The organism is Mariprofundus sp. KV, assembly GCF_013387475.1.
Classification (GTDB): Bacteria; Pseudomonadota; Zetaproteobacteria; order Mariprofundales; family Mariprofundaceae; genus Mariprofundus.
The window spans coordinates 41,219-66,658 of record NZ_VWNB01000005.1 but is presented as its reverse complement, the minus strand read 5'-3'; the positions used below and the strand labels follow the sequence as shown (position 1 = coordinate 66,658).

21 protein-coding genes are annotated in these 25,440 nt (G+C 53.1%); 11 read left to right on the top strand and 10 right to left on the bottom strand.

The window, feature by feature from the left end; genetic code table 11:
- Positions 1 to 3 precede the first annotated feature (3 nt).
- The 7 genes from F3F93_RS05280 to nadC form a co-directional block, all read right to left on the bottom strand.
- Positions 4 to 597: a CvpA family protein gene (locus tag F3F93_RS05280; RefSeq protein ID WP_176958121.1), complete on the bottom strand. Its 594-nt coding sequence runs from the start codon at positions 595 to 597 to the stop codon at positions 4 to 6.
- A 33-nt stretch (positions 598 to 630) separates the two neighbouring features.
- Positions 631 to 2,019, bottom strand: coding sequence for a DNA repair protein RadA (gene radA, locus F3F93_RS05275; protein ID WP_176958120.1), 1,389 nt, complete (start codon positions 2,017 to 2,019; stop codon positions 631 to 633).
- 11 nt (positions 2,020 to 2,030) lie between these two features.
- Positions 2,031 to 3,269 (bottom strand): SPOR domain-containing protein, encoded by a 1,239-nt coding sequence (locus tag F3F93_RS05270; RefSeq protein ID WP_176958119.1) that lies wholly within the window; start codon positions 3,267 to 3,269, stop codon positions 2,031 to 2,033.
- Positions 3,269 to 4,303: a M14 family murein peptide amidase A gene (locus F3F93_RS05265; protein WP_241696994.1), complete on the bottom strand. Its 1,035-nt coding sequence runs from the start codon at positions 4,301 to 4,303 to the stop codon at positions 3,269 to 3,271. The genes F3F93_RS05270 and F3F93_RS05265 overlap by 1 nt, the downstream gene beginning before the upstream one ends.
- 68 nt (positions 4,304 to 4,371) lie before the next feature.
- Complete coding sequence (locus F3F93_RS05260; protein ID WP_176958117.1) at positions 4,372 to 5,175, bottom strand: type III pantothenate kinase; 804 nt, start codon at positions 5,173 to 5,175, stop codon at positions 4,372 to 4,374.
- Complete coding sequence (locus tag F3F93_RS05255) at positions 5,172 to 6,131, bottom strand: biotin--[acetyl-CoA-carboxylase] ligase (protein WP_176958116.1); 960 nt, start codon at positions 6,129 to 6,131, stop codon at positions 5,172 to 5,174. Before F3F93_RS05255 ends, F3F93_RS05260 begins: the two co-directional genes overlap by 4 nt.
- On the bottom strand, positions 6,128 to 6,964 hold the full coding sequence (gene nadC / locus F3F93_RS05250) for a carboxylating nicotinate-nucleotide diphosphorylase (protein WP_176958115.1): 837 nt from the start codon (positions 6,962 to 6,964) through the stop codon (positions 6,128 to 6,130). Before nadC ends, F3F93_RS05255 begins: the two co-directional genes overlap by 4 nt.
- 86 nt (positions 6,965 to 7,050) lie before the next feature.
- Here nadC and F3F93_RS05245 point away from each other — a divergent pair, with 86 nt between their 5' ends.
- On the top strand, positions 7,051 to 8,469 hold the full coding sequence (locus F3F93_RS05245; protein WP_176958114.1) for an adenylate/guanylate cyclase domain-containing protein: 1,419 nt from the start codon (positions 7,051 to 7,053) through the stop codon (positions 8,467 to 8,469).
- The gene (locus F3F93_RS05240; RefSeq protein ID WP_176958113.1) at positions 8,466 to 9,257 is read left to right on the top strand and encodes a metallophosphoesterase; all 792 of its coding nucleotides are present in this window, start codon (positions 8,466 to 8,468) and stop codon (positions 9,255 to 9,257) included. The genes F3F93_RS05245 and F3F93_RS05240 overlap by 4 nt, the downstream gene beginning before the upstream one ends.
- 130 nt (positions 9,258 to 9,387) lie before the next feature.
- Here F3F93_RS05240 and F3F93_RS05235 read toward each other — a convergent pair whose 3' ends face one another.
- Both F3F93_RS05235 and F3F93_RS05230 read right to left on the bottom strand, forming a co-directional pair.
- Positions 9,388 to 9,957 carry a cyclic nucleotide-binding domain-containing protein gene (locus F3F93_RS05235; RefSeq protein WP_176958112.1) on the bottom strand — a complete coding sequence of 190 codons (570 nt, stop codon included), beginning with the start codon at positions 9,955 to 9,957 and terminating at the stop codon, positions 9,388 to 9,390.
- 139 nt (positions 9,958 to 10,096) lie between these two features.
- Positions 10,097 to 10,918: a hypothetical protein gene (locus F3F93_RS05230; protein WP_241696993.1), complete on the bottom strand. Its 822-nt coding sequence runs from the start codon at positions 10,916 to 10,918 to the stop codon at positions 10,097 to 10,099.
- Between the two features lie 21 nt (positions 10,919 to 10,939).
- Between F3F93_RS05230 and rpiA the strand changes: the two genes are divergently transcribed.
- From rpiA to glnA, 8 genes are all read left to right on the top strand, one after another.
- On the top strand, positions 10,940 to 11,605 hold the full coding sequence (rpiA, locus tag F3F93_RS05225) for a ribose-5-phosphate isomerase RpiA (RefSeq protein WP_176958111.1): 666 nt from the start codon (positions 10,940 to 10,942) through the stop codon (positions 11,603 to 11,605).
- A gap of 24 nt (positions 11,606 to 11,629) precedes the next feature.
- Positions 11,630 to 12,670 carry a cytochrome-c peroxidase gene (locus F3F93_RS05220; RefSeq protein ID WP_176958110.1) on the top strand — a complete coding sequence of 347 codons (1,041 nt, stop codon included), beginning with the start codon at positions 11,630 to 11,632 and terminating at the stop codon, positions 12,668 to 12,670.
- On the top strand, positions 12,667 to 15,399 hold the full coding sequence (locus F3F93_RS05215) for a DAHL domain-containing protein (protein WP_176958109.1): 2,733 nt from the start codon (positions 12,667 to 12,669) through the stop codon (positions 15,397 to 15,399). The genes F3F93_RS05220 and F3F93_RS05215 overlap by 4 nt, the downstream gene beginning before the upstream one ends.
- A gap of 140 nt (positions 15,400 to 15,539) precedes the next feature.
- Complete coding sequence (locus tag F3F93_RS05210; protein WP_241696992.1) at positions 15,540 to 17,645, top strand: ATP-binding protein; 2,106 nt, start codon at positions 15,540 to 15,542, stop codon at positions 17,643 to 17,645.
- Positions 17,646 to 17,703: 58 nt separating this feature from the next.
- The gene (gene queA, locus F3F93_RS05205; RefSeq protein ID WP_176958108.1) at positions 17,704 to 18,735 is read left to right on the top strand and encodes a tRNA preQ1(34) S-adenosylmethionine ribosyltransferase-isomerase QueA; all 1,032 of its coding nucleotides are present in this window, start codon (positions 17,704 to 17,706) and stop codon (positions 18,733 to 18,735) included.
- The gene (locus tag F3F93_RS05200) at positions 18,732 to 20,336 is read left to right on the top strand and encodes an NAD+ synthase (protein WP_176958107.1); all 1,605 of its coding nucleotides are present in this window, start codon (positions 18,732 to 18,734) and stop codon (positions 20,334 to 20,336) included. The genes queA and F3F93_RS05200 overlap by 4 nt, the downstream gene beginning before the upstream one ends.
- Positions 20,337 to 20,392: 56 nt before the next feature.
- Positions 20,393 to 20,731, top strand: coding sequence for a P-II family nitrogen regulator (locus tag F3F93_RS05195; protein ID WP_176958106.1), 339 nt, complete (start codon positions 20,393 to 20,395; stop codon positions 20,729 to 20,731).
- A 96-nt stretch (positions 20,732 to 20,827) separates the two neighbouring features.
- A complete protein-coding gene (gene glnA, locus F3F93_RS05190; protein WP_176958105.1) occupies positions 20,828 to 22,261 on the top strand; it encodes a type I glutamate--ammonia ligase in 1,434 nt (477 codons plus the stop codon).
- An 80-nt stretch (positions 22,262 to 22,341) separates the two neighbouring features.
- Here glnA and F3F93_RS05185 read toward each other — a convergent pair whose 3' ends face one another.
- Entirely contained in the window at positions 22,342 to 22,566 is a 225-nt protein-coding gene (locus tag F3F93_RS05185; protein WP_176958104.1) for a hypothetical protein, read from the bottom strand.
- Between the two features lie 134 nt (positions 22,567 to 22,700).
- Between F3F93_RS05185 and glnE the strand changes: the two genes are divergently transcribed.
- Positions 22,701 to 25,439: a bifunctional [glutamate--ammonia ligase]-adenylyl-L-tyrosine phosphorylase/[glutamate--ammonia-ligase] adenylyltransferase gene (gene glnE / locus F3F93_RS05180; RefSeq protein ID WP_176958103.1), complete on the top strand. Its 2,739-nt coding sequence runs from the start codon at positions 22,701 to 22,703 to the stop codon at positions 25,437 to 25,439.
- Position 25,440 lies beyond the last annotated feature (1 nt).

The window sequence follows — 25,440 nt, the reverse complement described above, 5'->3', positions numbered from 1 at the left end:
GCCTCATTTTGTACTGTTTTCAAGAATAGCTTTCAGTGCCTGTTTATCTTTCACAGGAATCAGATCTTTCATGCGGGCACTGCTGTTTTGCGGGCTGGGTTTCTTTGCAGAGCCCTGTCTGGAGAATGGGTAACCTTCAGGGATCACACCGCCGAGCATATCACCAAGCTCAATCGCATAGGGGGTGAGCATGCTGTTTTTCAACCAGGGTGATTCCGGTTTGGCGTAGGAGGTGTAGACAAGAAAGGCCAGTGCAATCAGCAGCATACCACGGGCTGCACCGAAGAAGATGCCCAGTGTGCGGTCGGTTGCCGTCAGGGCAGCCATATCAACCAGCTTGCGGATAACCGCGCCGATCAGACCGACGACGATCATGACAATGATAAAAATAAGTGCGAAACCTGCGATATCGGCGACGGTGGCATTGCCGATCCACTGACCGAGGAAGTCACCGGTAGTGCCGGAGAGGCGGCTGGCTGCCAGAAATGCCAGCACCAGTCCGATCAGGGAGATCACTTCGCGCACAAAACCGCGCCAGAGCGACAGGACCATCGAGAGTCCGACGATTGCAATCAGAATATAATCAACAAAATTCAATGTTGGCCTCTGTTAATCCGCACCTGAATCCTTTCAGGTCAATAACTTCTGCACGGCATCGGACAGGTGTTTAACAGCTGTCAAATGCAGTGGTGAAGCACTTTCGTCGCGTATGTTAGCAATGATATTTGCCTTCTGCACCCTCTGGTGATTCTCTCTCGGCAGTACCAGATGGGTAAAGCCCAGATTCACCGCCTCTTTGACGCGTGATTCAGGCTGTCCAACCGGTCGTACCTCACCGGTAAGACCGACTTCGCCAAACAGTGCCACATCAGCAGCAACGGCTCTCTCCTGAAAGGCTGAGACCATCGCCAGCATGACCGCCAGATCAGCAGCCGGCTCGGCAATGCGCGCGCCACCGGCTATATTGATATAGACATCATACTGGGAGAGCGGCAGCCCTATTCGACGCTCCAGTACAGCTGTAAGCATGGCCACACGGCCTGTATCAAGGCCGACAGCCGAACGTTTCGGGGTAGCATAGACGGTAGGGGCGACCAGCGCCTGCACCTCCACCAGCAGCGGGCGCGTTCCCTCCATACAGGCCAGTACGACAGAGCCCGGTGTATCGGCACTGCGCTCAGCCAGAAACAGACGGGAGGCGTCGCGGATTCCGATCAGGCCGCGATCGGTCATCTCGAAAACGCCGATCTCACCGGCCGGACCGAAGCGGTTTTTCACGGCGCGCAAGATGCGGTGGGCATGACCGTGATCACCTTCGAAATAGATGACCGCATCCACCATATGTTCTAATACACGCGGACCTGCCAGCGCACCATCCTTGGTGACATGACCAACCAGAATCAGGGCGTGACCGATGCGTTTGGCATTTTGGATTAGTGCAGCAGCACAATCGCGTACCTGCGACACCGTTCCCGGCGCACTGGTCAGGCGGTTGCTGACGGTGGTTTGAATCGAGTCCACGACCACCGTTTCCGGTTTAATCTGATCAATCGTAGCGAGCATCGACTCCAGCTCACATGCCGAGACCAGTAGCAGGTTTTTGTGAATTGCATCGATGCGTTCACCGCGCAGGTGAACCTGCTGAATCGACTCCTCGCCGGTAATATAGAGAACCGGTTTACTACTGTTGGCAGCCAGCCTGGCTGCAGCCTGCAGCAGCAGGGTTGATTTGCCGATGCCGGGATTGCCGCCAATCAGAACGGCAGAGCCGGGTACGATGCCGCCACCAAGTACCCGATCCAGCTCCTGAATTTGGGAAGAGCGGCGTGGTGAAGATTGACTGTTGATCTCGGTAATAGGGGAGGTGGCCAGCGCTTTGCCTTTGCTTCCGATGCGCTGGCTGGTCGCTTCGAGCACCTGCTCACTGATGCTGTTCCAGTCACCACAGTCGGGACACTGACCAATCCACTTACGATGTTCGGCACCACAGGCCTGACAGACAAATATCGACTTAGCCATGGTGTTGCACTTTAGTTCCCGTTGCCGGGCAGGTTTTCAAGCCAACAGTCGCTGACATCCAGCTGTGGACAGATCTGCATCATCGCATCAACCGCCTCACTTTTGCTGGCAAACATGCCGATGCGCACCCTGTGAACCTCTCTGCTTCCCAGTGGAACAGCAGAGACAAAGGGCTGCTGCTCACCATCAATGAGGATGCCAGCTGCCATCTCATCGGCATGGCTGCGGGTGTCAAAGGCGGCGATATTGATTGCCCACTGCGTTGAATTGCTACTCTGAGCAGGTTTGGATGCTGGTGTGACTGCCTGCGCTCTTACCGCTGCTTTGCGCGGGCTGCTGCCTACATTGCCTTCAGAGAGGATCTGCCAGTTCTGATCAGCACTGGTGCGGGTCAGATAGAGCTGTTTGCTGCCGTTGGCTGAGAAGTTGTTTGAGCGATACTTCTGGTTGAAGGTGACGATAACAGTACGGGCATCGGAACGCTCTGCAATCTCTTTGACGATCCTGATGTTGGAGATATCCACCTCGATGAAGGTTTTGTTCCGGTTGATGCGGCGTTTATATTGCGACCATGAGGCATAATCGTGTTTGTCGTTAGAGAAAGCCGGATGATAGTGGTTCAGGTAGGCATCAGCATCACGCGATTGCCAGTCGTTGCGCCAGCTCTCAATCGCCTGACTTACGCTCTCCAGCAGCGTTATAGCTTCAGAAACCGGCGGGGTGGTATTGTCGTTGACCCAGACCGTTGTGGTGACGGGCTGTTGCTCAACAGGTTCCGGGGTGACAACTGCAGCGACTGCAACTGGTTTCTTATCGATGGCTGCAACAAATTTCTCAAGACGAAGCTCTGCCTCATTAAGTCCGGCGCTCAGTTTTGCCTCTTTGAGTCTGCTGATGTCGGCATTGACTGCATGGGCATAATTTCCCGCCCGCGTGGCAGCCTGAACCGATTGGCGGCGGTAGGCCTCTGCCCGGATCATGGCCGCAACCGGATCACCCTGAACACTGCTGCTGCTGAGAAAAGTAATGGCCTTTTTGGTTTTGCCCTGCTCAAGGGCAAGTAGCCCCAGCAGAATCTCACGATCACCTCTGGCCAGCGCCGTTACGGCATGATGCTCACCCTGTTGAAGAAGCTGATAGGCTCTCTCGCGCTGCTGATCGCTGACTGCCGAGTCGACAGGGGTGGCCATAGCCATAAGCATCACCAGCGCCAGAGCCTTGTAACGGTTAAACATCCATGGTCTGGTCATCAATTATCGATCCTGCTGTTCATGTGAATATCTGAACTCTTCTCTGCCTCTGTTGCGGCTGCTTTTGCCGCTGCAGCAGGGGCTTTTGTCTGTTGACCCGTGTCGACTGCAGGAGATGCCATCAGCTGTTTCGATGTTTCATCAAAGGTGGCATAAGCTCTGGTGGTCTTCTCTTTTGGCACATTCAGGCGCAACCATCTGATCAGATCCATCCACATGCGCGAGATCTCATCTTCTGAGGGCATGATGCCGGCATGGGGGAGTTCAACCGTTATAACCGGGATCTGATGCTGAACTCCGGCGCTGTTGCCGAGGGATCCGGGGTAGGTGCCGATCAGATGCAGGTGCAGCTGGCCCAGCTGATTAGGGCCAACCGGTGGGCCATCGAAATCAAGTACGCCGTAGGGAGCATGTACGGAGACAATGGCGTGCGGTTTGAATGTGCGGATCTCCTCATAGAGCCAGCGTGATTCCGGTTCACTTAAGGGGGCAGTGCCGGGATAGCGTCGTTTATCAAAGCCGGTCTTTTCCCAGTAGGCGCTGGTGCTCTTGTACCAGTCTGGGGTGGGCATATTACGGTTAAGATCAACACCGTTGGCGTTCAGGCGCTGTGAGGGGCGCTGCAGAAGTCCATCGGGATTGACCAGTGGTGAGACATGCCAGTGAAACAGGCCGGAGTGGTGAATGTCGAGCGTTTTCATCCACTTGAAAATGATACTCACTGAGGAGTACTCATCACCGTGGGTGCCACCGATCAGCAGGATTCTGGCTTTGGGTTCTCTTGCAGCCAGCGGCGGGTACTCCTTGATCATGATCGCCTGACCGGTGACCGAGGTGCCACCGCTCTCCTGAAGTTGATGGGACAGGCACTCTCTGGTTGAAACACTGCCGAGTTTGTTGCCGATACGTTTGCACTCATTAACAATAGCCGAAGGGCTCTCTGCACTATTGGCCTCTGAAGCCAGTAGCGGAGCAGGAAGCAGAAGCAGGGTGGAAAAAAACAGGGCTGTTATCGATGGCAGAACGTGCGGCATGGGCGCAACGATAGCCGTTGCCCTGCGGGCTGCCAAACAGCTATTTATAGTGGCTGTTTTTACACTCATTATGGCTGAAAATGGCGATCGGCGAGCAGGTGAAGTCCGGCAAGTGTGAGGAACGGTTCATGGTGGGTAATCTCGGGCAGATCGCTGTTGAGCAGGGCGGTCAGTCCACCGGTTGCGACAATCGGCGCAGACTCATAACCGGGTTGTTCACGCAATCTTCTGATAATGCCGCGATAGCTCTCGATAGCGCCCCAGTAGCTGCCGGCCTGCATGCTGGTGGCGGTGTCGCGGGCGATCAGGGTTTCACTGCGAACAATGGAGACTTCGGGCAGTTTGGCAGCCCGTTTGCAGAGTGCTTTGAGTGAAATTTCGATGCCCGGCAGAATCAGGCCGCCGGCATAGTGCCCTTCAGGCGAGACGATATCGAAGGTGGTCGCTGTGCCGCAGTCGAGTACGATCACCGGCGCTCCAAAGCGTTCTCTGGCGGCAATAGCATTGACGATACGATCAGCACCGACTTCACGCGGGTTTTTATAATCCACAGCCATGCCGGTTTTGATCGCTGATGAGCCGACAAATGCGGCTTTAATACCGCAAGTGCGTTCACAGGCAGCTGCCAGAGGCGCATCCAGATGGGGCACGACACTGGCGATGAGAATGCCATCGATATCTGTAGCCGGTTGACCGGACTGTTCAAACATGCCGTGCAGCTGCCAGGCCAGTTCATCGGGGGTAAGCTGGCGTTCACTGGAGAGGCGCCAGTGGCTTTGCAGCTGATCACCCTCATAGAGGCCGAATACCATCTGCGTGTTGCCGATATCGGCAACAAGAAGGCGTTTGGTGGCAGATGTGGTTCTATTCATCGTAACTCCAGGTCGCCGGCAATGATGCGCTGAGTTCCGCCGCTTGTCTTCAGTAGCAGGGCACCATCCTCATCAAGGGCTGTGGCAATGCCATCAATATAACCCTGACCATTGTGTACGCGAACCTGCTGACCGGAGGCGGCATGGGCGCGCCACCAGGAGGTATGAATTGGCGCAAAACCCTGCTGTAGATAGATGTCGTACCAGTAGTCCAGTGCATTAAGCAGCGATGCGGCAAGATCAAGGCGAGATATTTTGCCGCCAGCGATGCTCTGTAGATCGGTCACCTTCTGGGTGATATCAGCAGGCCAGCCATCGACAGGGGCAGCGAGATTAATGCCGAACCCAAGTACAACAGCGTGCACGCGCCCCGGTTCGGCCCGCATCTCGGTAAGAATGCCTGCCAGTTTCGCACCCTTGTGCAGAATGTCGTTGGGCCACTTGATGCGGATATCAGGAGAGAAGTGTGCCAGCGCATCGTGCAAGGCAACTGCTGTGAGCAGTGAGAGTTGCGGTACCTGCTCCGGTGGCAGGTCGGGGCGCAGCAGTACACTGCAGGCCAGTGAATCGGTAATGGTGTGCCAGCGGCGGCCAAGACGCCCCTTACCTGCAAGCTGTTTGTGGGCAAAGATGACCAGTCCCTCATCACCACCCTGATCAGCTGCAGCCATGGCATCACGGTTGGTAGAGTCGGTCTCATCAAGGATAAGAATTTTATTGCCGATGCGCTTGCCGTTGCAGCGTTTATGCAACAGGCCGCTGCTGAACACCTCGGATTCCAGCGTATAGCCCTGCCCGGAGTGGGCAACGATGTTGGCGCCACTTTTTCTCAACAGTTGAATATGTTTCCAGATGCCGGTGCGCGACAGACCCAGTTGCTGAGCCAGCAGATCACCGGAGACCGGTTCACTGCTGGCGTCCAGGCAGTTAAGGATATTGTCGCGAATCTCACTCACAACTGTTTGCCGGTGATGCGCATGGAGAGATCCAGTGCCGGGGCAGAGTGGGTGATAGCGCCGATGGCGATGCGATCAATGCCGGTCTCGGCATAAGCGCGGGCATTGCTCAGGGTGATGTTACCTGAAGCTTCAAGCAGGATTGAATCGGGAACGATCTTGCGGGCATCAGCCACCATCGACGGTTCCATGTTATCGAGCAGAATAATATCGGGACAGACAGCCACAGCTTCTATCACCTCTGCCACTGTTTCACACTCCACCTCAACCCATATATCTTGATGGATGCTGCTGCAGGCGTGCACGGCATCGGTGATCGAGCCACAGGCGTGGATATGGTTCTCTTTGATCAGCATGCCGCTCTGCAGATCCATGCGATGGTTGATGCCGCCACCATGTAACACGGCCAGCTTCTCCAACCTGCGCAGGCCTGGCGTGGTTTTGCGTGTGTCGGCAATGCGGCAGCCTGTGCCATCAACTGCTTCAACAAAAAGGCTGGTGGCGGTGGCGATGCCGGAGAGGTGTTGCAGAAAGTTCAGGGCGGTGCGCTCAGCCGCGAGCAGGGCGCGCAGCGGGCCGCTCAGTTCGCAAATGACATCACCAGTTGTAACTCTGTCGCCATCAGCAAGCAGCCAGTGGCGTGTGATATTGGTATCAACACTGGCAAACACCTCATCAGCAAGTGATACACCGGAGAGTATGCCAGTTGCCTTGGCGGTGATGCGCGCACTGCCTGTTGCATCGGCGCTGATCGTGGCCTGAGCAGTCAGGTCATTGAAGGCGGCATCCTCAGTAAGAGCGATCTGAATAAGTTGGCTGTTTGTGGTCTGCATCCGGCAACTCTATGAACCGCTGATTAAATGTCATTAGCAGGTTGAAGGGGGATGCCACTGCGCTCATTTTATGTCATATTACCGCCATGAGCAGTGATATACAGAGCGGTGAAAACGCGACCGCGACGCAACCGGAGAAGGCAACCATTCTGGTTGTTGATGATACCCCTGAAAATATTGATGTGCTGCGTGGCGTGCTGAAGTCGATCTATACCGTCAGGGTGGCGATCAATGGTGAGCAGGCGCTGCAGCGCTGCTTCTCCGATAAGGCACCTGATCTGATCCTGCTGGATATTATGATGCCCGGCATGGATGGCTATGAGGTGTGTCGTCGCCTGAAAGCCGATCCCCGCACAGAGGGTATTCCGGTGATCTTTGTGACCGCCATGAACGAGACCCATGATGAGGTGCTGGGATTTGAGATGGGCGCAGTTGATTATATCAGTAAGCCGATCACCCCTGCGATTGTGCATGCCCGCGTTGAGACCCATCTTAAACTGCGCTCAGCATACCGATTTATCCGCGACACCTTCGGTCGTTATCTCTCTGAGGAGATTGTCGACAGCCTGATCGATTCGCCGCACGGTCTGAAACTGGGTGGAGAGAAGCGGGATGTGACAGTGCTGATGGCTGACCTCAGAGGTTTTACCTCCATTGGTGAGCGGCTGCCTGCTGAAACCGTGGTGGATATGATCAATATCTACCTGGCTGAGATGACCGAGGTGATCCAGAAATATCTGGGTACCATCGATGAGATTATCGGTGATGCTGTACTGGCCATTTTCGGTGCGCCGATTCAGCGCGAGGATGATGCCACACGTGCAGTGCGTTGTGCGGTAGAGATGCAGCTGGCGATGGGGGCGGTAAATCGCATTTATCAGCAGAAGGGTTATCCCAAGGTGCAGATGGGTATCGGAGTAAACAGCGGGGCTGCCATTGTCGGCAATATTGGTTCGAAAAAACGCAGTAAATATGCCGTTGTCGGCCGCGTTGTGAATACAACATCAAGGATTGAGTCCTATACCGTAGGTGGCCAGATTCTGATCTCTGAAGCGACCCGTAACGCTTGTGATGTGTTGCTGCGTATCGATAATGAGTTGCAGGTGATGCCCAAAGGCATTACTGAAGAGATGACGATTTACGATGTCGGCGGTGTCTATGGTGATGAAGAGCTGCTGCTGCCGGATAAGAGGGATGAGCCGTTCATCGCATTAAGCAATCCTGTGGACGTGAGTGTCTCCCTGCTTGAGGGTAAGTTTGCCCGTGAGCGATTTGCCGGAAAAATATTGGCCTTGAATGCGGCGGTGTTTGATATGCAGGTGGAGCAGGAGTGTCCACTGCTGAGCAGTCTGAAGCTGACTCTGGCCGATGCGTCAGATCTCTATGTCAAAGTCATTCGACAGATCTCCGATGATCCTTTGCATGTTCATGTCTGTATCACCTACATTCCGGCTGAGGCCGAAATATTAGTCAGCCGGTTGCTGGCAGAGAATGCGCTGTCATGAGTCTGTTACTGCATATCTCCGATGCGCATCTCTATGATGATCCGGTCGGTGAGCTCAAGGGTGTGCGCCCGGTTGAGAGCTATGCGGCGGTTCTGGAGGCGGCTCACCGCCATTACCCTGACCCTGATGTTGTGGTTCTCGGTGGTGATATGGCGCAGGATGAAGCTGTAGCAACCTATGCCAAGGTAGCGGCAATGCTGCCGTGGTGTGCACCGGTGATGATCTCGCCGGGTAACCATGCCAATCTGGGTGCGCTTCGAGGTTCCCTGATTCCGGCGCTGAGATCCTGCGCATCCTACAGTGACCATCTTGATCTTGGCCTCTGGCAGGTGATTACGCTTAACTCCCACAGGACAGGTACGATCTCAGGCTTCCTGGCCGTTGATGAGTTGGAGCGCCTGAGAACCATCCTTGAGGCCACAGCGGATAAATACACGCTGATTGCACTGCACCACCATGCTTGTGATATAGGTAGTCGCTGGCTGGATGATATCAGCCTTGAAAACAGTGAAGTGCTCTGGGATCTGATTGCCGATTATGCGCAGGTGAAGGTGCTGCTTTGTGGCCATATTCATCAGGCTTTTGATACCTTTCACGAGGGTGTGCGTGTGCTTGGATCCCCCTCCACCTGTATCCAGTTCCGCCCCAGAAGTGACGATTTCGGCATGGACAACAAATCCCCCGGCTATCGCTGGATCAGGTTGCTCGACAGTGGCGAGATCCAGACCGCTGTTGAACGCGTTGAAGGTTTCATTCCACCCGATCTGAACAATAAGGATCCCTACTAAACAGCGCTCCCGAAAGGGTTGTTAAAACCAGAGTGAAAATGACTGGCTGCGACTTCGTATAAAAGAAAGTCAAACGAAAACGGGCGCTCAGAGAGCGCCCGTTTGTTTTGATGGCCATGCCGGATATGCATTAACCGCCGTAATTGAAATCCTTCCATGAGATAAAAAAGAAGGCCATGATATAGAGCACGATAAAGACCAGCGGCGCAACCTTGATAAACAGCGGCAGCTTCTGGGCTTTGTCTTTGAGAGTGCGCAGCAGTGGAGCAAGGGTGACGCGCTGCGACATGATCACACTGGTCTGACGATCCATGATGGCTGTGAGAATCGTGTAGGCCAGTTCATGATGGTTTTTCATCAGCTCTGTAAAATCATCGTGGGCAAGCGTGTAGATCACACAGTTCTCAAGGGCGGTCACGTCCGCACTTCTGCGTTTGTTGTTCAGGAAGCTGAGTTCACCAAAGATGGTGCCTGCTTCAATCTCGGCAAGAATAACGCGCCCTTCATAGCGATTGTTATCCTCAACCTTGGCTTTGCCTGAACGCATGATCTCCAGCGTGCCGCCAGCCTGTCCTTCAGTGATGATCTTTTCGCCTGAAGCGATATTGGATACGGTGAGGCAGTTCAGTGCACTGCGCTCGGAAGCGGTGAGTTCTCGCTTGAGGATGCTCTTCTCCATCCATGAAATATCTACTGCCATCTCTTTCTCCTGTTTATGTAACCATTGCAGATTATGTGCGCTCTGCACTCATAAATTTCAATATGTTGCGAATAGTGCCACTGTTTACAAACGGTTCCGTGAGATTTGTCACTAATGATAGTATAGACTGCTTTTACGGTTATAACAGCCACATGACAAAGCCGCTGGTCAGCATTGTAGCCGGGCCATTCCAGCGTCCGGGAAACAGCGCCCGTGTGGCGGATGCTGTCATGGCTGCTATCAGCGTGGCGATCAATAGTGCTTGCCAGGCGGTTCCGTGGTAGACATGTAGTGCCCAGCAGAGCAGGGCTGTAGAGACGGCTATCAGCGTGATGTGACCTGCCAGCGTCTGATCAGGGTGGGCGGGAAAGCCAAGTGTGCGGTGGTTGAATCTCCGGGTGGCAAGCTGGTCTACCCAGTAGGCTGCCGGAAAAGCGATACAGAAACATAAAGCCAGTCCGAAGCCGAACTCAGGGATCGCCTGAAACCAGAGAGAGGCGATGAGCAGGGCGGTGATGGTGTGGGTGAGCGGCATTAGCAGGGGGCGCTGCGACACGGCTATGCCGGTCTCTTCCACAACAGGGCTCCAGGCTATCCTTAAATGGTGAAAAAAAGGCCTCTTCAAGCTGGTCGCGACAAGGCTGAGGATGAGCAGTGCAATCAGCCCTGCCCATAACCAGCTGGCATCAATATAGACCGGCCACATCAGCACCCAGATCGAAAAGATCGGCGGCAGTGCCTGTTGGATGGTCTCGGCAGGAGCACCACGGCGTAGCAGCATGACCGAAAACCAGGACAGTTGCAGGATGCCGAACAGCACCAGTCCGGTGAGGACAATATCGCTTGTAGCTACACTTTCAGGCATGGCGGCAGAGTAGGGGTTAAGAGGGGTTACGGCAAATCTGACATGCCTTCTCCTCTCTTTGCCGAATGGCTCCTGAATCGCTAGTCTGCTGTTCAAGTTTTGAATAGGAGGGGATGCATGACCCAGGACGAAATGAAGAAACAGGTGGCAGAAGCTGCGCTGGAGTATGTGAAAAGCGGTACAATCGTTGGTGTTGGTACGGGTTCTACTGCCAATATGTTTATCGATGCCCTGGCCAGTATGAAGGGTGATATTATCGGTACGGTTGCCAGTTCAGAGGCGACCGCGGCCAGGCTTGAGGGGCACGGTATTCCGGTTCTCAGTCTCAATGATGCCCTGAAGCAGGTGGACTCCCTGTCGGTCTATATCGATGGTGCTGATGAGTTTGATGCAGGTCGCAACCTGACCAAGGGTGGTGGCGGAGCCCTGACACGAGAGAAGATCGTGGCTGCAGCATCTGATCAATTTATCTGCATTGTTGATCAGACCAAACAGGTGAAACATCTGGGGGCTTTTCCGCTACCTGTTGAAGTGATTCCGATGGCACAGGAGTTGCTGATGACCGAATGCAGGAAGCTGGGTGGTAAGCCGGTGCTGCGTGAAGGTTTTATTACCGACAACGGCAATGTCATTATTGATGTGCTGGGGCTGACCATCACTGATCCGCGTGGCCTTGAGGATCATCTTAATAGCATTCCGGGTGTGGTTACCAATGGTATCTTTTCACATCAGGGGGCCGATATTGTGTTGATGGCTACTCCTGACGGCGTGGTGACACTCTAAATATTTATAGATGGGAGATTGATCATGGGGGAGAGCAGGGTTTATCACTGCAGGGTGTTGATATCATCCCTGCTCTCCCTGTTCCTGTTTACTCACGCCTCTGAAGCTATAGACCTTGCCCTTGAACCGATTCAGCCGATTCCGGTCAAACTGGCATATGATGTCGACAAGGCGGCTCTGGGTGAAAAGCTCTTCTTTGAGCCGAAGCTCTCCGTAGATAACTCTATCAGTTGCGCCCACTGTCATGATCTTGATGAGAAGGGTGGGGCTGATGGACTGAAACGCTCCTTTGGCGTTGATGGGAGGGTCGGACTTGCCAACTCCCCGACGGTCTTTAATGCCGCACTCAATTTTTCACAGTTCTGGGATGGGCGCGCCGAGACGCTGGAGGATCAGGTTGCTGGACCGGTAACAGCACATGCGGAGATGGCCTCAACCTGGCCTGATGTAGTTAAAAAACTCAGTGCTGATTCCTACTACCGGGAAACCTTCTCCCAGTTATATAACAATGGCGTCACTGCAGCCAATATCAAACATGCTATTGCTGAGTTTGAACGTACTCTGATTACCCCGAATTCACGATTTGATCGCTATCTGAAAGGGGAAGCCGATGCGATCACAGATGAAGAGAAAAAAGGCTACCGTCTGTTTAAAGAGTATGGTTGTATGGCCTGTCATCAGGGTTCCAACGTGGGTGGCAATCTGTTTCAGGTTCTGGGTGTGATGGGCAGCTATTATGATGATCATCCGATTGAAAACAGTTCGGACCTGGGCCGCTTTAATGTGACGGGAAAGGCGTCTGACAAACATCGATTTAAAGTACCATCACTACGTTTGACCGTATTGACTGCGCCCTATTTCCATAATGGGGCTTACGATTCGCTCTATGATGCGATTCGAACTATGGCCAAGTACCAGTTGGGTCGTGAAATTCCTGATGCTGATGTTCGATCTATCATCAGTTTTCTCTACACACTGCCGGGTGAATTCAGAGGCAGATCGCTTGAGCCGAAAGAGAGAGAGCATCTTATTTTCCCGATAAAAAACAGGAAAGATTCACGGTGAAAACTGTTTCATTGAAAGTGCATGTTCTGTTGATTACCTGCCTGGGCATGCTGCTGGTGATGCAGTTGATCAACGTTCAGCGCTTTGATGCCAATGAACCACACAATATTCACTATATGCTGGAGCGGCTGGAGCATCTTGATGCCCAGTCCGAGCAGAATATGTTGCAGGTCTATAGCAGGAACCTCTTTAATTATGACCTGATGAGCAGGGATCTGGCTGAGTTGAACAGTCTCAGCAGAGAGCTCACCCTGCAACTCTCTAATAATAGTGAGTTTGATGATCATCTTGTTGCACTGAAAACATCGGCTCAGATCCAGCTGCAGGGCGCATCAGACTTTAAGGCCTCTTATGCCATTTTATCCAACTCACTGCGTTACATACCTACGCTAGTTTCACAGCTGCAAGCAGATTATCCCGAACATTATCAATGGCTTACCGAGCTCAATCGTGATGTATTTCAGTGGAGTATCTACCCCAACGATCAGGATGCCAAAGCTCGAATTCAACGTGGCTTAAACAGAACTAAAGCGCTGGGGTTGAAAAAACTGCATCGCCATCTGCAGGTCATTCTGAATTATTCACCACAAGTTATTGACGCTATTAATACAGTGGTTACCTGTGGTACAGCAGAGAATGCAAGGGAACTTTCAGCTGCCTATGACCGCTATTTCGCTGCCAGGGTTGAGGAGAATAAACGTAACCAGTATCTGCTGGCAGCATTGGCTATTGTGCTGCTGCTCTATCTGCTGCTGCTACTTATTGCACGGCAGCGGGCAGCGCTGCAACTGAGTGAGAGTGAAAATCGCTTCCAGCTCCTGTTTGATCTTATTCCGGACGGTGTCGGTATTCACAGGGATGGGCGCTGGGTCTACTGTAATCCTGCCATGCTGATGATGTTTGGCGCGCAAGCTGAGGATGAGGTGATCGGCACGCCTGTGATTGAACGAGTCCATTTAGATCTGCGTGATCAGGTGTCAGAACGGATTCGCAAAGAGGTGGATGATGCCTTGCCTGCTCCATTGATGCTGCAGGGGATTTTGCGGCTTGATGGCAGTGAATTTAAGGCTGAGGTGCAGGGAATTCCGTTCCGGGATCAGGGAAGCATGGCAGCGATGACGGTGATTCGTGATGTGACTAAGCGAGTTGAGGCTGAGCATGAAGCGAGGAAGATGCAGCAGCATCTGCTGGCCGCCCAGAGCGTGGCGCATGTCGGCAGCTGGCAGCTTGATCTAACCAGTAATGAGTTGTGGTGGTCGGATGAGGTTTACCGTATTTTTGAGATAGAGCAGACTGAATTTGGTGCCTCATACGAAGCATTTGTTGCGACCATCCATCCGGATGATAGAGAGAGGGTGAGCAGTGCATATGCAAGACATCTTGAGCAGTCGGTCGGCTATGATGTAAGGCACCGACTGCTGTTTGATGATGGTCGCATTAAATATGTGCGGGAGCGCTGTGAAACCGAATGCGATGCAGAGGGCAGGCCTCTGACCTCTATCGGTACAGTGCAGGAGATCACCGAGCAGGTAGTGGAAGAGCAGAAAAAACTGTTGCAACAGGAGAAGATGGAGCATGTGCAGCGGCTTGAGTCTCTCGGCATCCTGGCTGGCGGTATTGCCCACGATTTTAACAATATTCTGACTGCGGTGATGGGCAATGCGGCCCTGGCAGGACGAAATATCGATGAGGCCTCCCCGGCCAGAGAGTTTCTCGCCCGCATTGAGACCTCCACGCAGCGCGCATCTGATCTCTGTAAGCAGATGCTGGCCTATTCCGGTAAAGGTAAGTTTGTTGTTCAGGCTGTTGATCTGTCACACCTGGTTGAGGAGATGACCCGGCTGATGGAGGTGTCCATCGAGAAAAATGTGGTGATCAAATACCATCTGGCAGAAAACCTGCCTGCTGTGGAGGCTGATGCGGCCCAGTTGCAGCAGATTATTCTGAACCTGATCACCAACGCCAATGAGGCGATTGGGAGCAAGAGCGGTGTGATCTCCTTTGCAACCGGTGTGATGCATGCAGACAGGAGCTATCTCAGCCAGACCATCACCGATCAGGAGTTACCGGAAGGGCGCTACGTATTTATTGAGGTTTCTGATACCGGTTGTGGTATGGATGCAGCTGTGATGCATAAGATTTTTGACCCCTTCTTTACCACCAAATTTACCGGTCGCGGTCTGGGTATGAGTGCGGTGTTGGGTATTGTGCGCGGCCATCAGGGTGCACTGCGCATCTACAGCGAGGTGGGTAAAGGTACGACATTCAAGGTGCTGCTGCCGGTCTCATCACAGGATTATGCCCTGCAGCAGGCCAGTCAGGTTGAAACAAAATACTGGCATAGCGGTGGAACTATTCTGGTTGTTGATGATGAGGAGACGGTCAGGGAAGTTGCTATCATGCTGCTGGAGGAGATGGGCTTTAAAACACTAAGTGCGGTAGATGGTTTGGATGCTTTGCAGATATATCGAAAACATCAGTCTGAGATCGTGGCTGTGCTGCTTGATATGACGATGCCGAAAATGGATGGTAAAGAGTGTTTCCGTGAACTGCGCCGCATCAATCCTGATGTGAAAGTCATGCTTTCCAGTGGTTATAATGAGCAGGATGCAACCAGTCGTTTTGTCGGGCAGGGGCTGGCGGGATTCCTTCAGAAACCATACGCGCCCGAAGCTCTGCATGAGAAAATAGGAAATTTATTTGAAGAGGACAGCGACCACTTGCAGTAATGGTGACGCAATACTTTCAAATACAGTAATATTTTGCTACAACTGGTTTATGGTGTGGATGAGTAGGATTATAACTTAGGGGTACTCTAAAAAAGTCAGCCTGTTTTTTAGTTACATTGGCGAACGGAGAGGTGCTGGTCATGGGGAACTGGAGTAGAATACAGCATAGTGTGATGCAGATGGATCCGCTTCTGCTCACCATGCTTGTCTCTATTCCTTTTGTATTTATCTTTGCCACGATCAATTTCACACTTGGTCTTTTCGACCTGAGTCAAATCGAATTCCTGATGGTGCTTACGCTCTCCGCACTCTATTGGTGGGCCAGAAAAGGTAGCCCTTCTTCAACGGTTCTCAAACATCTCTATATTTTACACCCGGTGATCCTCTTTGCATTTCTGTTTCTGCAGGGCGGTTATAGTGATATCGGTTTTATCTGGAGCTTAGGCCTTCCTTTTGTCGCATGTCTGAGCGCTGGTTCCCGCATTGGGTTGGCCTGGACAGTGATCTATGCCCTGATCATTGTAGTGCTCGGTATCGGATCTGAGGAAATTGTGTGGCAGAAGCTGGTATATATCGGTCTTGGTTATTTTGCCTTCACGCTCGTCGCTGTTTATACGGTGCTCTCAAGGGAGAAGAGTGAAGAGCTTAAAGGCGTTCGTCTGAATGAAACATCATCTCTCCTGAGGCAGGGGGAAATTGCACTTTCCGAAAGCAAGGTGAGCCATCGCCAACTGCTTGATGCGATGCCGCATGCCATAGCACTGCATAGTGATGGCAAATGGATCTACTGCAATATCAATGCCGCTATTCTGTTGGGCGCTGATGGTGCTGAAGAGGTGATCGGCAGTTCGCTGTTTGATTATATTGATGCCTCGGATCATGGCCTGGTGTTAGAGAACATCAACCGCATGAGTGACAGCGGCAGGCCGATTCCACTTTATGATATCCATATCGTGAGAAAGGATGGCAGCTCCTTTGCTGGCTCGCTGCTCTCGTCTCCTGTCAGGATTGAGGGGATCCCTGCCTTCCTGGTGTCGCTGGAGGATGCGACCGAGCGGATGCGTCAGGATGAAGAGCACTACAACCTCAAAACGCAGCTGGAGCATGCCCAGCGGCTGGAGTCTCTCGGTGTTCTGGCCGGTGGTATTGCCCACGATTTTAATAACCTTCTGGCTGCGATCTCAGGCAATGCGGAATTGGCGATTGGCAAGGCTGAACCCGATTCACCTCTGCACGGTTATATCGAGAATATTGTTGGCACTTGTGATCATGCCGCCGAGCTCTGTAAGCAGATGCTGGCCTATGCCGGAAAGGGCAGTTATGAGCTTGAGGTGCTCAACCTGAACGAGATGGTGAAGTCGATGGGCAAACTGATCAGAGCCTCGGTTAGTAGTAATATCTCTCTGAAAATGAAGCTTGATAGCCATCTTCCCGGTATTGAGGGGGATATGGCCCAGATTCAGCAGTTGATTCTCAATTTTATTGTCAATTCGGCTGATGCTATCGGCAAAGAGCCGGGCGAGATCAAGGTTTCAACCGGCTTTAAACATATTGATCGTAACGTATTGGATCGGATGTATAACGGCTCTGAACTGGATGAGGGTGAGTTTGTCGCCATTGAGATTCGTGATAACGGTTGTGGAATCGATCCGGAGATGCAGACGAAGATTTTTGATCCCTTCTTCACCACCAAGGAGACCGGTAGCGGCCTTGGCCTCTCCGCGGTACTTGGCATTGTCTGCGGCCATAAAGGTGCCATTCAGATGTTCAGTGAGCCGGGCAAGGGCACTGCCTTCCGCGTCTATCTTCCTGCGACCAACCAAGCCGTAAAAGAGAAGATGGTGACCACCATGGAGGTGGAGGCGTGGCGAGGTGACGGCCGGGTGCTTGTGGTTGATGATGATCTGCGCGTGCGTTCGGTGGCCTGTTCGTTTATTGAGATGCTCAATTTTGATGTGCTGACTGCCGACGATGGCAAAGAGGGGCTGGAGCAGTTTGCACAGCATCACCATGATCTGGTGGCTGTGCTGCTGGATATGACCATGCCGGTGCTCGGTGGCGTTGAAGCGATGGCTGGCATGCGCCAGATCAATCCGCATGTGCCGATTATTCTTGTCTCCGGTTACAGTGAAGTGGAGGCGGGCACACTGGTCTGTGGTGATCGACCTGATGCCTTTTTGCAGAAACCGTTTAAGGCCAAAGAGCTGAAAACCGTTCTCTATGAGGTGATGCACAAGCCGGCCTAGCACTGCTTTTGCTGCTTATCATTTCCAAACAGCTGACGGGCTTCTAGACTCCTGCACCATGCAAGTCAGCGATTTCGATTTCGAACTTCCGGAACATCTTATAGCCAAAAAGCCGCTGCAGCAGCGTGATGCATCGCGTCTGCTCTGTCTGCCAACAACTGGCGAACCGATTGATGCGAAGATCACAGATCTGCCCGGGCTGGTGCAGCCGGGTGATGTATGGGTGATCAATGACACCCGAGTTATTCCTGCCCGTCTGATGGGTACCAAAGCCAGTGGTGGCAAGGTCGAGGTGTTGCTGCTGGAGCCGACAGGTGAAAGCCATGTCTGGCTGGCCTGGGGGAAATCGAACAAGCCATTGAAGCCGGGCACGATGATTACCTTTTCAGAGGGTTTCAGTGCTGAAGTGCTCAAACGCGATGGCAAAAATATCGAAGTGCTGTTGCGAGCTGATGATGTGGCTGCCGCCATTGAAGCCTTTGGACATATGCCTCTACCCCCCTACATTGATCGCCCTGACAGTGAGGAGGATAAAGAGCGCTACCAGACCGTGTTTGCCAAACATGCAGGTGCTGTGGCAGCGCCCACTGCCGGGCTGCACCTGACTGCGGAGCTGATGGCTGCGATGCAGGATGCCGGTGCGGTTTTTGCCCATCTCACGCTGCATGTCGGCCCAGGCACCTTTCAACCGGTGCAGGTGGATGACGTCAATAGCCATGTGATGCATGAGGAGGCGTTCATCGTGCCTTCTGAAACAGCCGAGCTGGTGAACCGTGCCAGAGCTGAGGGGCGACGCATTGTTGCCGTTGGCACTACCAGCTTGCGCACACTGGAGGCGGCCTCTGTAGAGGGGAAGCTACAGGCAGGCGCAGGCAGGACTTCCATCTTTATCTATCCCGGTTACCATTTCCAGATTGTGGACGCGCTGTTAACCAACTTTCATCTGCCCAAGTCGACCCTGATTATGCTGGTGGCCGCGCTGGCCGGGCATCAGGCAGTGCTGGATGCTTACGAATTTGCCAAAGCTCACAACTACCGCTTCTACTCCTATGGTGATGCGATGTTTGTGCCGGGATTAAAGCAATTATGAAAATTTTTATTGCACAAATCAGTCCCAGGGTGGGTGATCTGACCGGCAATGTGCGCCAGATTCATCAGGCCATGGCGGAGGCGCAAAAGCACTGCTCTGATCTGGTTGTGTTGCCTGAGCTGGCTGTTACGGGTTACCCGCCTGAGGATCTGTTGTTGCGGCCGCTGTTTATGGATCAGGTGGAGCTGGCTGTGGAGGCCGTTGTCGCTGCCTCAGGCAATGCTATCGTTGCTTTCGGGACGCCACGACGAGAGGGCTCGACTTTGCGTAACAGTGTGGTGCTCGCCTCACACGGCCGGGTCGTCGGCTGTTACGACAAACAGAAATTACCCAACTACGGTGTCTTTGATGAGCAGCGCTACTTTTCAGCCGGTCGCGGGGAACACGCCATCTTTGAGATCAATGGCTGGTCTGTCGGTGTCGGTATCTGTGAAGATCTCTGGCATGATGAGCTGGCTAATGAGCAGGCGGGCAAACGCTGTGATCTCTGGCTGAATCTGAACGCTTCGCCGTTTCACATGGGTAAACAGGCCCAGCGTGAGGCGCTGGTGGCACGACGCGCCAGGCAGTTTGCGGCACCGGTGGTCTACCTTAATCCGGTCGGTGGTCAGGATGAGGTGGTCTTTGATGGCGGCTCTCATGTGGCTGACTCTCAAGGCAACCTCCTTTTACGTGCGCCGATGTTTGAAACCTGGAGTGGGCTGCTTGATCTTGCTGCTGTCGGCTCTCAGTCGTTAGCGCCTTTGCCTGATGAGCTGGAGCAGGTGCACAAAGCGCTGGTGTTGGGTGTGGCCGATTATGTGCGGCGCAATGGATGTAAGCAGGTGGTGATCGGTCTCTCCGGTGGTATCGATTCAGCCTTGACTGCTGTGATTGCGGTGGAGGCGCTCGGAGCTGAAAATGTGCTCGGTGTACTGCTGCCATCACGCTACTCCAGTGATCACTCTCTCTCTGATGCCGAGGCGCTGGTTGCCAATCTGGGCATGGATTCGATCACGCTGCCCATTACCGATGGTGTGGATGCCATTGAGGCTACGCTAAGTGATACCTTTGCAAGCTGGGGGAAATCAGAACCTGATCTGACCGAAGAGAATATTCAGGCGCGTATTCGCGGTGTGTTGCTGATGGCAATTTCTAACAAAACCGGTCGCATGGTGCTCACCACTGGAAACAAGTCGGAGATGGCTGTGGGGTATGCCACGCTCTACGGTGATATGGCTGGTGGTTTTGCCGTATTGAAAGATGTCTACAAAACACAGGTGTTTGCACTTTCGCGCTGGATAAATCGGGATGTCGAAATTATTCCGGAAAATACAATCAGCAAACCACCTTCAGCTGAACTCAGGCCCGATCAGAAGGATTCCGACTCACTGCCCGATTATGATGTGCTTGATGCAATTCTTGCAGCTCACATCGAGGAGCGTTTGGGCGTGGAAGAAATTGCTGCACGCGGTTATGATGTTGCCGAGGTCAAGCGGGTGGTACGCATGCTGCAGTTGGCAGAGTATAAGCGACGTCAGTCGCCGCCGGGTGTGAAGATCACCGAACGCGCCTTTGGCCGTGATCGCCGCTATCCGATCACCCACGGTTTCTGGGAGTAGCAGGCGTCGGTGTTCCCGGCGTGCGATAGCAGTTTTTTTGTTGGAAGGAGAATAAATTGAAGAAAATCGAAGCAATCATCAAACCATTCAAAGTCGATGACGTTAAAGATGCACTGGGCGAACTGGGTATCGACGGCATGACCATCACTGAAGTTAAAGGCCATGGCCGTCAGAAGGGGCATACCGAGCTCTATCGTGGCGCCGAATATGTGGTTGATTTTGTACCTAAGGTGAAGGTTGAGGTGGTCGTCGGTGATGATCGCGTCGAAGAGGCGCTGGAAGCGATATGTGCTGCAGCCTCCAGTGGTAAAGTGGGTGATGGCAAGATTTTCGTGTCTCCTGTTGAGCAGGTGATCCGTATCCGTACCGGCGAGCGCGATCACGAGGCTCTGTAGCCCGGCTCTGAGATTGCCTTTTCAGCCATGTTGTGACACAGTCGCGCATCCATTTTACCGGGTGGGACTTTCTAAAAACAGAACAGGAGATTAGTTGTGAGTGACGCTATCAAAAAAGTTTTCGATTTGATCGAAGAGAACGAGTGTGAATTTGTTGACGTACGTTTCACCGATACACGTGGCAAATGGCAGCATGTAACCTATCCAATCCATCAGTTGAGTGAAGATTCATTCGAAGACGGTTTTGCCTTCGACGGCTCATCGGTTGCCGGCTGGTGTGATATTAACAATTCAGACATGGCGCTGATCCCGGATCCGGAAAGTGCAAATATCGATCCATTCTTTGAAGCTTCCACTCTGGTGCTGGTTGCCCAGGTAATCGATCCGATTACCGGTCAGGATTACAACCGTTGCCCACGTCAGGTGGCACAGCGTGCCCTGAACTACATCCGCTCTGCCGGTATTGCTGACACTGCTTACTTCGGCCCTGAGCTGGAGTTCTTTATCTTTGACGGTGTTCGCTTCAATAACGATATGGGCGGCTGCGGCTACCAGATCGAATCTGAAGAGGCGGCCTGGAACTCTAACAAGAACTTTGCTGATGCTTCTGAAGGCATGATGCGTAACTCCGGTCACCGTCCGCGCGTGAAGGGTGGTTACTTCCCGGTTCCTCCGGTTGACTCTCTGCATGAGATCCGCAGTGATATGTCGCTGGTGCTGACCGATCTGGGTATCCACGTGGAAGCCCATCACCATGAAGTGGCAACTGCAGGTCAGTGTGAGCTGGCGATGAAATTTGCTGAGTTGATCCAGAAGGCGGATGAGGTGCAGTGGTACAAGTATGTCATCCACAATGTGGCACATGCGCATGGTAAAACTGCTACCTTCATGCCTAAGCCGATCTACGGTGATAACGGTACTGCCATGCATGTGCATCAGTCTCTGTGGCTGAAGGGCAAGAACCTCTTTGCTGGCGATAAGTATGCCAACCTCTCTCAGGAAGCACTGTGGTACATCGGTGGTATCATCAAGCATGCCAAGGCACTGAACGCCATCACCAATGCCTCTACCAACTCCTATAAACGACTGGTCCCAGGCTTTGAGGCTCCGGTAATGCTGGCTTACTCCAACCGTAACCGTTCAGCTTCTATCCGCATCCCGGTTGTAAACTCTGATCCGGCTCGCCGTATCGAAGTTCGCTTCCCTGACTGCACATCCAACCCGTACCTGGCCTTCACCGCTATGATGCTGGCCGGCCTCGATGGTGTTGCTAACAAGATCGATCCGGGCGAAGCAGCAGACAAGAATCTTTATGACCTGCCACCGGAAGAGGGCAAGTTGATTCCTACTGTTTGCGGTTCTCTGGAAGAGGCGCTCAATGCACTGGATGCAGACCGTGACTTCCTGAAAGTCGGTGGTGTCATGGATGACGACATGATCGATGCCTACATCGAGCTGAAGATGGAAGAGCTCAATGAAGTTCGTATGCGTCCGCATCCGAAAGAGTTCGAACTCTACTACTCTGTCTAATCACGCTTGATCAGATCGAAACTGAAAGGCCGCCCATTGGGCGGCCTTTTTATTTGTTTGGTGGAATCTTTACGGGATACTTAACACTTTAACCAGCCTGCCCAGCTGATCAGGAAGTTGCGATCTGTGCTGAGGTTGACCCAGCGTTGAAAATGGTCGCGCTCAACCAGCATCCATGGGCCCGGTTGTGCAGAGAAGAGTACGTGATCGGTGATTTTTCTTACGATCCACGGATTTCCCATCCTGTTGGACCAGTCGCTGCCAAAGCTCGAGATGCCGGTTAACTGGACTGATTGTTGCATCATCACCGGACCTCCTTTGCTTGTCGCTGATGAACCGCTTTCATCATTTCACTTTTATATATCGGTCCGAAGAGATGGAAATTTAATTGCTGCTTGCGAAGGTTTTCCTCTTCCGATTGCTTGGGTATACTCATGCAATGAGTGATCAGATCGATTTCATCCTTCAACATAGCCCTGAAAGTCTACATGCCGATGTTCGGCGTCTATGCGCAATATCTCAGCAGTTTTCGATACTGATACGCAATGCTGATGAGGTTGAGTGCAGTGCTCTTTTTCGACCGCTTGATGAGGCACTGCTTCCCGATGGTAGTGAAAGCTGGGTGCCTGCTTGTGAGAGCGGTGATCTGGTCAGCTGTTTGTCGCATCTGCGGCGTTGCAAACATCGCGGTCATCGTCACCTGATCTGGTGGGAGATGGGGTTGAACGGTGATATGGATGACTCATGTCGCGCTATTGCTGATCTGGCTTCAGGGCTGATGGATGAGGCCTTGAGGATGGCAGCAAGGCTGATAGCACCGCGGTATGGCCGTATCGAAGGTGGTTCATTCTGTGTGATTGGATTGGGTAAACTGGGTGGACGTGAACTGAATCTGGGTTCGGATGTCGATCCACTGTTTCTATGGCAAGGCGAAGGCAGTACGGTGGAAGGGCGTCAGTCGATCCCTGCGCCTGAGTACTATATGCATCTCTCACGCATGCTGATTCGTCTGATGAGTGAGCGTACAGTCGATGGCATCGTCTGGCCGGTGGACATGCGCCTGCGTCCCGGTGGTGATGGGGCAGCAATTGCCCTGCATCTGGAAGCGACACTCAGCCACTATCTGGAGTATGGACAGACCTGGGAGCGGGCAATGCTGATCAAAGCGCGACCGGTAGCCGGGGATGTGGCGCTGGGTCAGGCTTTTATTGATGGTATCGCCCCCTTTATTTTCAGGCGTTATCTCGATTACACCACAGTATCAGCCCTTGCCGATATGAAGCGGCGCATCGACGGACAGGCGGGGTTAGGCGGCATTGCACCCGGTTTTGATGTCAAGCGGGGCAGGGGTGGTATCCGTGAGATTGAGTTTATTATTCAGTCATTGCAGCTGCTGCATGCAGGGCGTGATAACCAGTTGAGGGTTCAGCCCAGCATGATCGCCATTGATCGACTCATGCAGGCGGGTGTGATCGGAGAAGAGGATGTGGCTGATCTGAAAGCCGCATACCGCTTCTGGCGGCGCATTGAGCATGCGATTCAGTCCCGCCGTGGTGAGCAGACCCATAAACTACCCGAGGATTATGCTGACTATCTCACTGCTGCGACCGGTATCGATCATATCGAACAGCAGATGGTGCATCACGCTGCCATTGTCGAGGATGCATTCAGAAAGTTTGTCAAACCGGTTGGTGACGATGTTGTGGAAGAGATCGATTGGCTCTCCGGTTCCCAGCAAGGAATGGAAAAATTGGCAGCGGAAGAGCGTGAGCGCATGGGGCTGGCGCTAGAGCGAATTGACAGGTGGCTCTCGCGAGGTCTGCTGCCTGAGCGTAGCAGAGTGCAGACCGGGCGCATTCTGCAACAGGCAATGCCGAAATGGCTCGATGATGAGAATGGACTCTCTGCACTGGAGGCCTTTGCCGACCTGATCCATGCCATCTCCGGTCGTGCTACCTGGATCGATCTTCTGGCTACCCATCAGGGGGCACTGGACTGGTTGATCGGCGTACTCTCTGCCAGTCGTTATCTGGCAGATCATATTGCCAGAGACCCCTCATGGCTGGAGTGGCCGCTGATGAGTGAGCATGGTGAGGTGGATATCAGGGCTATCTGTGCAGAGCTCAATGCACAGAACGATTTTGACGATGTTGAGCAGACACTGGCTGATATTGGACGGGGTGTAGATAAGGGGCGGCTGTTATGTGCACTGGCGGTTGATGCGCATGCATCCGATGCCATGACCATTGGCGGCTGGATGGCGGATATCGCTGATGCTGCAACGGCTGCCGTGATTCGACTCTGCCTGTTTCAGATGGATCTACCCAAAGATTTCCCATTCGTGGCGCTGGCCATGGGCAAGCATGGTTCACACGAGATGGGGTTGGTCTCCGATCTCGATATGGTCTTTGTTTTTGTACATGATAATCCGCGTGAGATGTTCGGAAAACGCAGTATAGGTGAGCATGCCCAGCGCATTGGGCGCCGCGTTATCCAGTATCTGACTGCACCGCCACCGTTCGGAGCTGGATTCGAGTTTGATGCACGGCTGCGCCCATCCGGAAGTAGTGGTGTGCTGGTGACCAGTCTGATCGGCTTCCATGATTATCAGTTGCGTGAGGCTCAGACCTGGGAGCATCAGGCGTTGTGCAGGGCACGTGCTGCTGCAGGGCCTGATGCCGCAAAGAGAGCTGTGGAAAAGATCGTGACGGAGATTCTGGATCAAAAACGCGATCATAAAACGTTAGCTGCTGATGTGGTGGAGATGCGCCGTAAAATGATTGACCATCTGGCCAGCAAATCAGAGATGCTAATCAACCTCAAACATGATGCCGGTGGTCTGGTTGATATCGAGTTTCTGGCTCAATATGCACGGCTGGCCTTCGGCGGTAGTGCGCGTCGAACCATTGATGTGCTTAACGATCTTCCGGAATCAGCGCCAGAAATGTGGAGAGAGGCGGGCAGCTGGCTGGCCGCTACTTATCTTGACTTCCGGCAGATGGAGAATGCGTTGCGCGTCGAGTTGTGGCGCTCGATTGGCAAGCTTCCGAATGATGCAGGGGCTACCGAGTGGGAGACCATGCGCAGGCACGCCGGGATCACAAAACCCGAGGTGTTGATTGAGCGCATGAACAGGGTGCACGAACTGTTTAATCAACTTCTTAAAGTTAAAGAGTAGG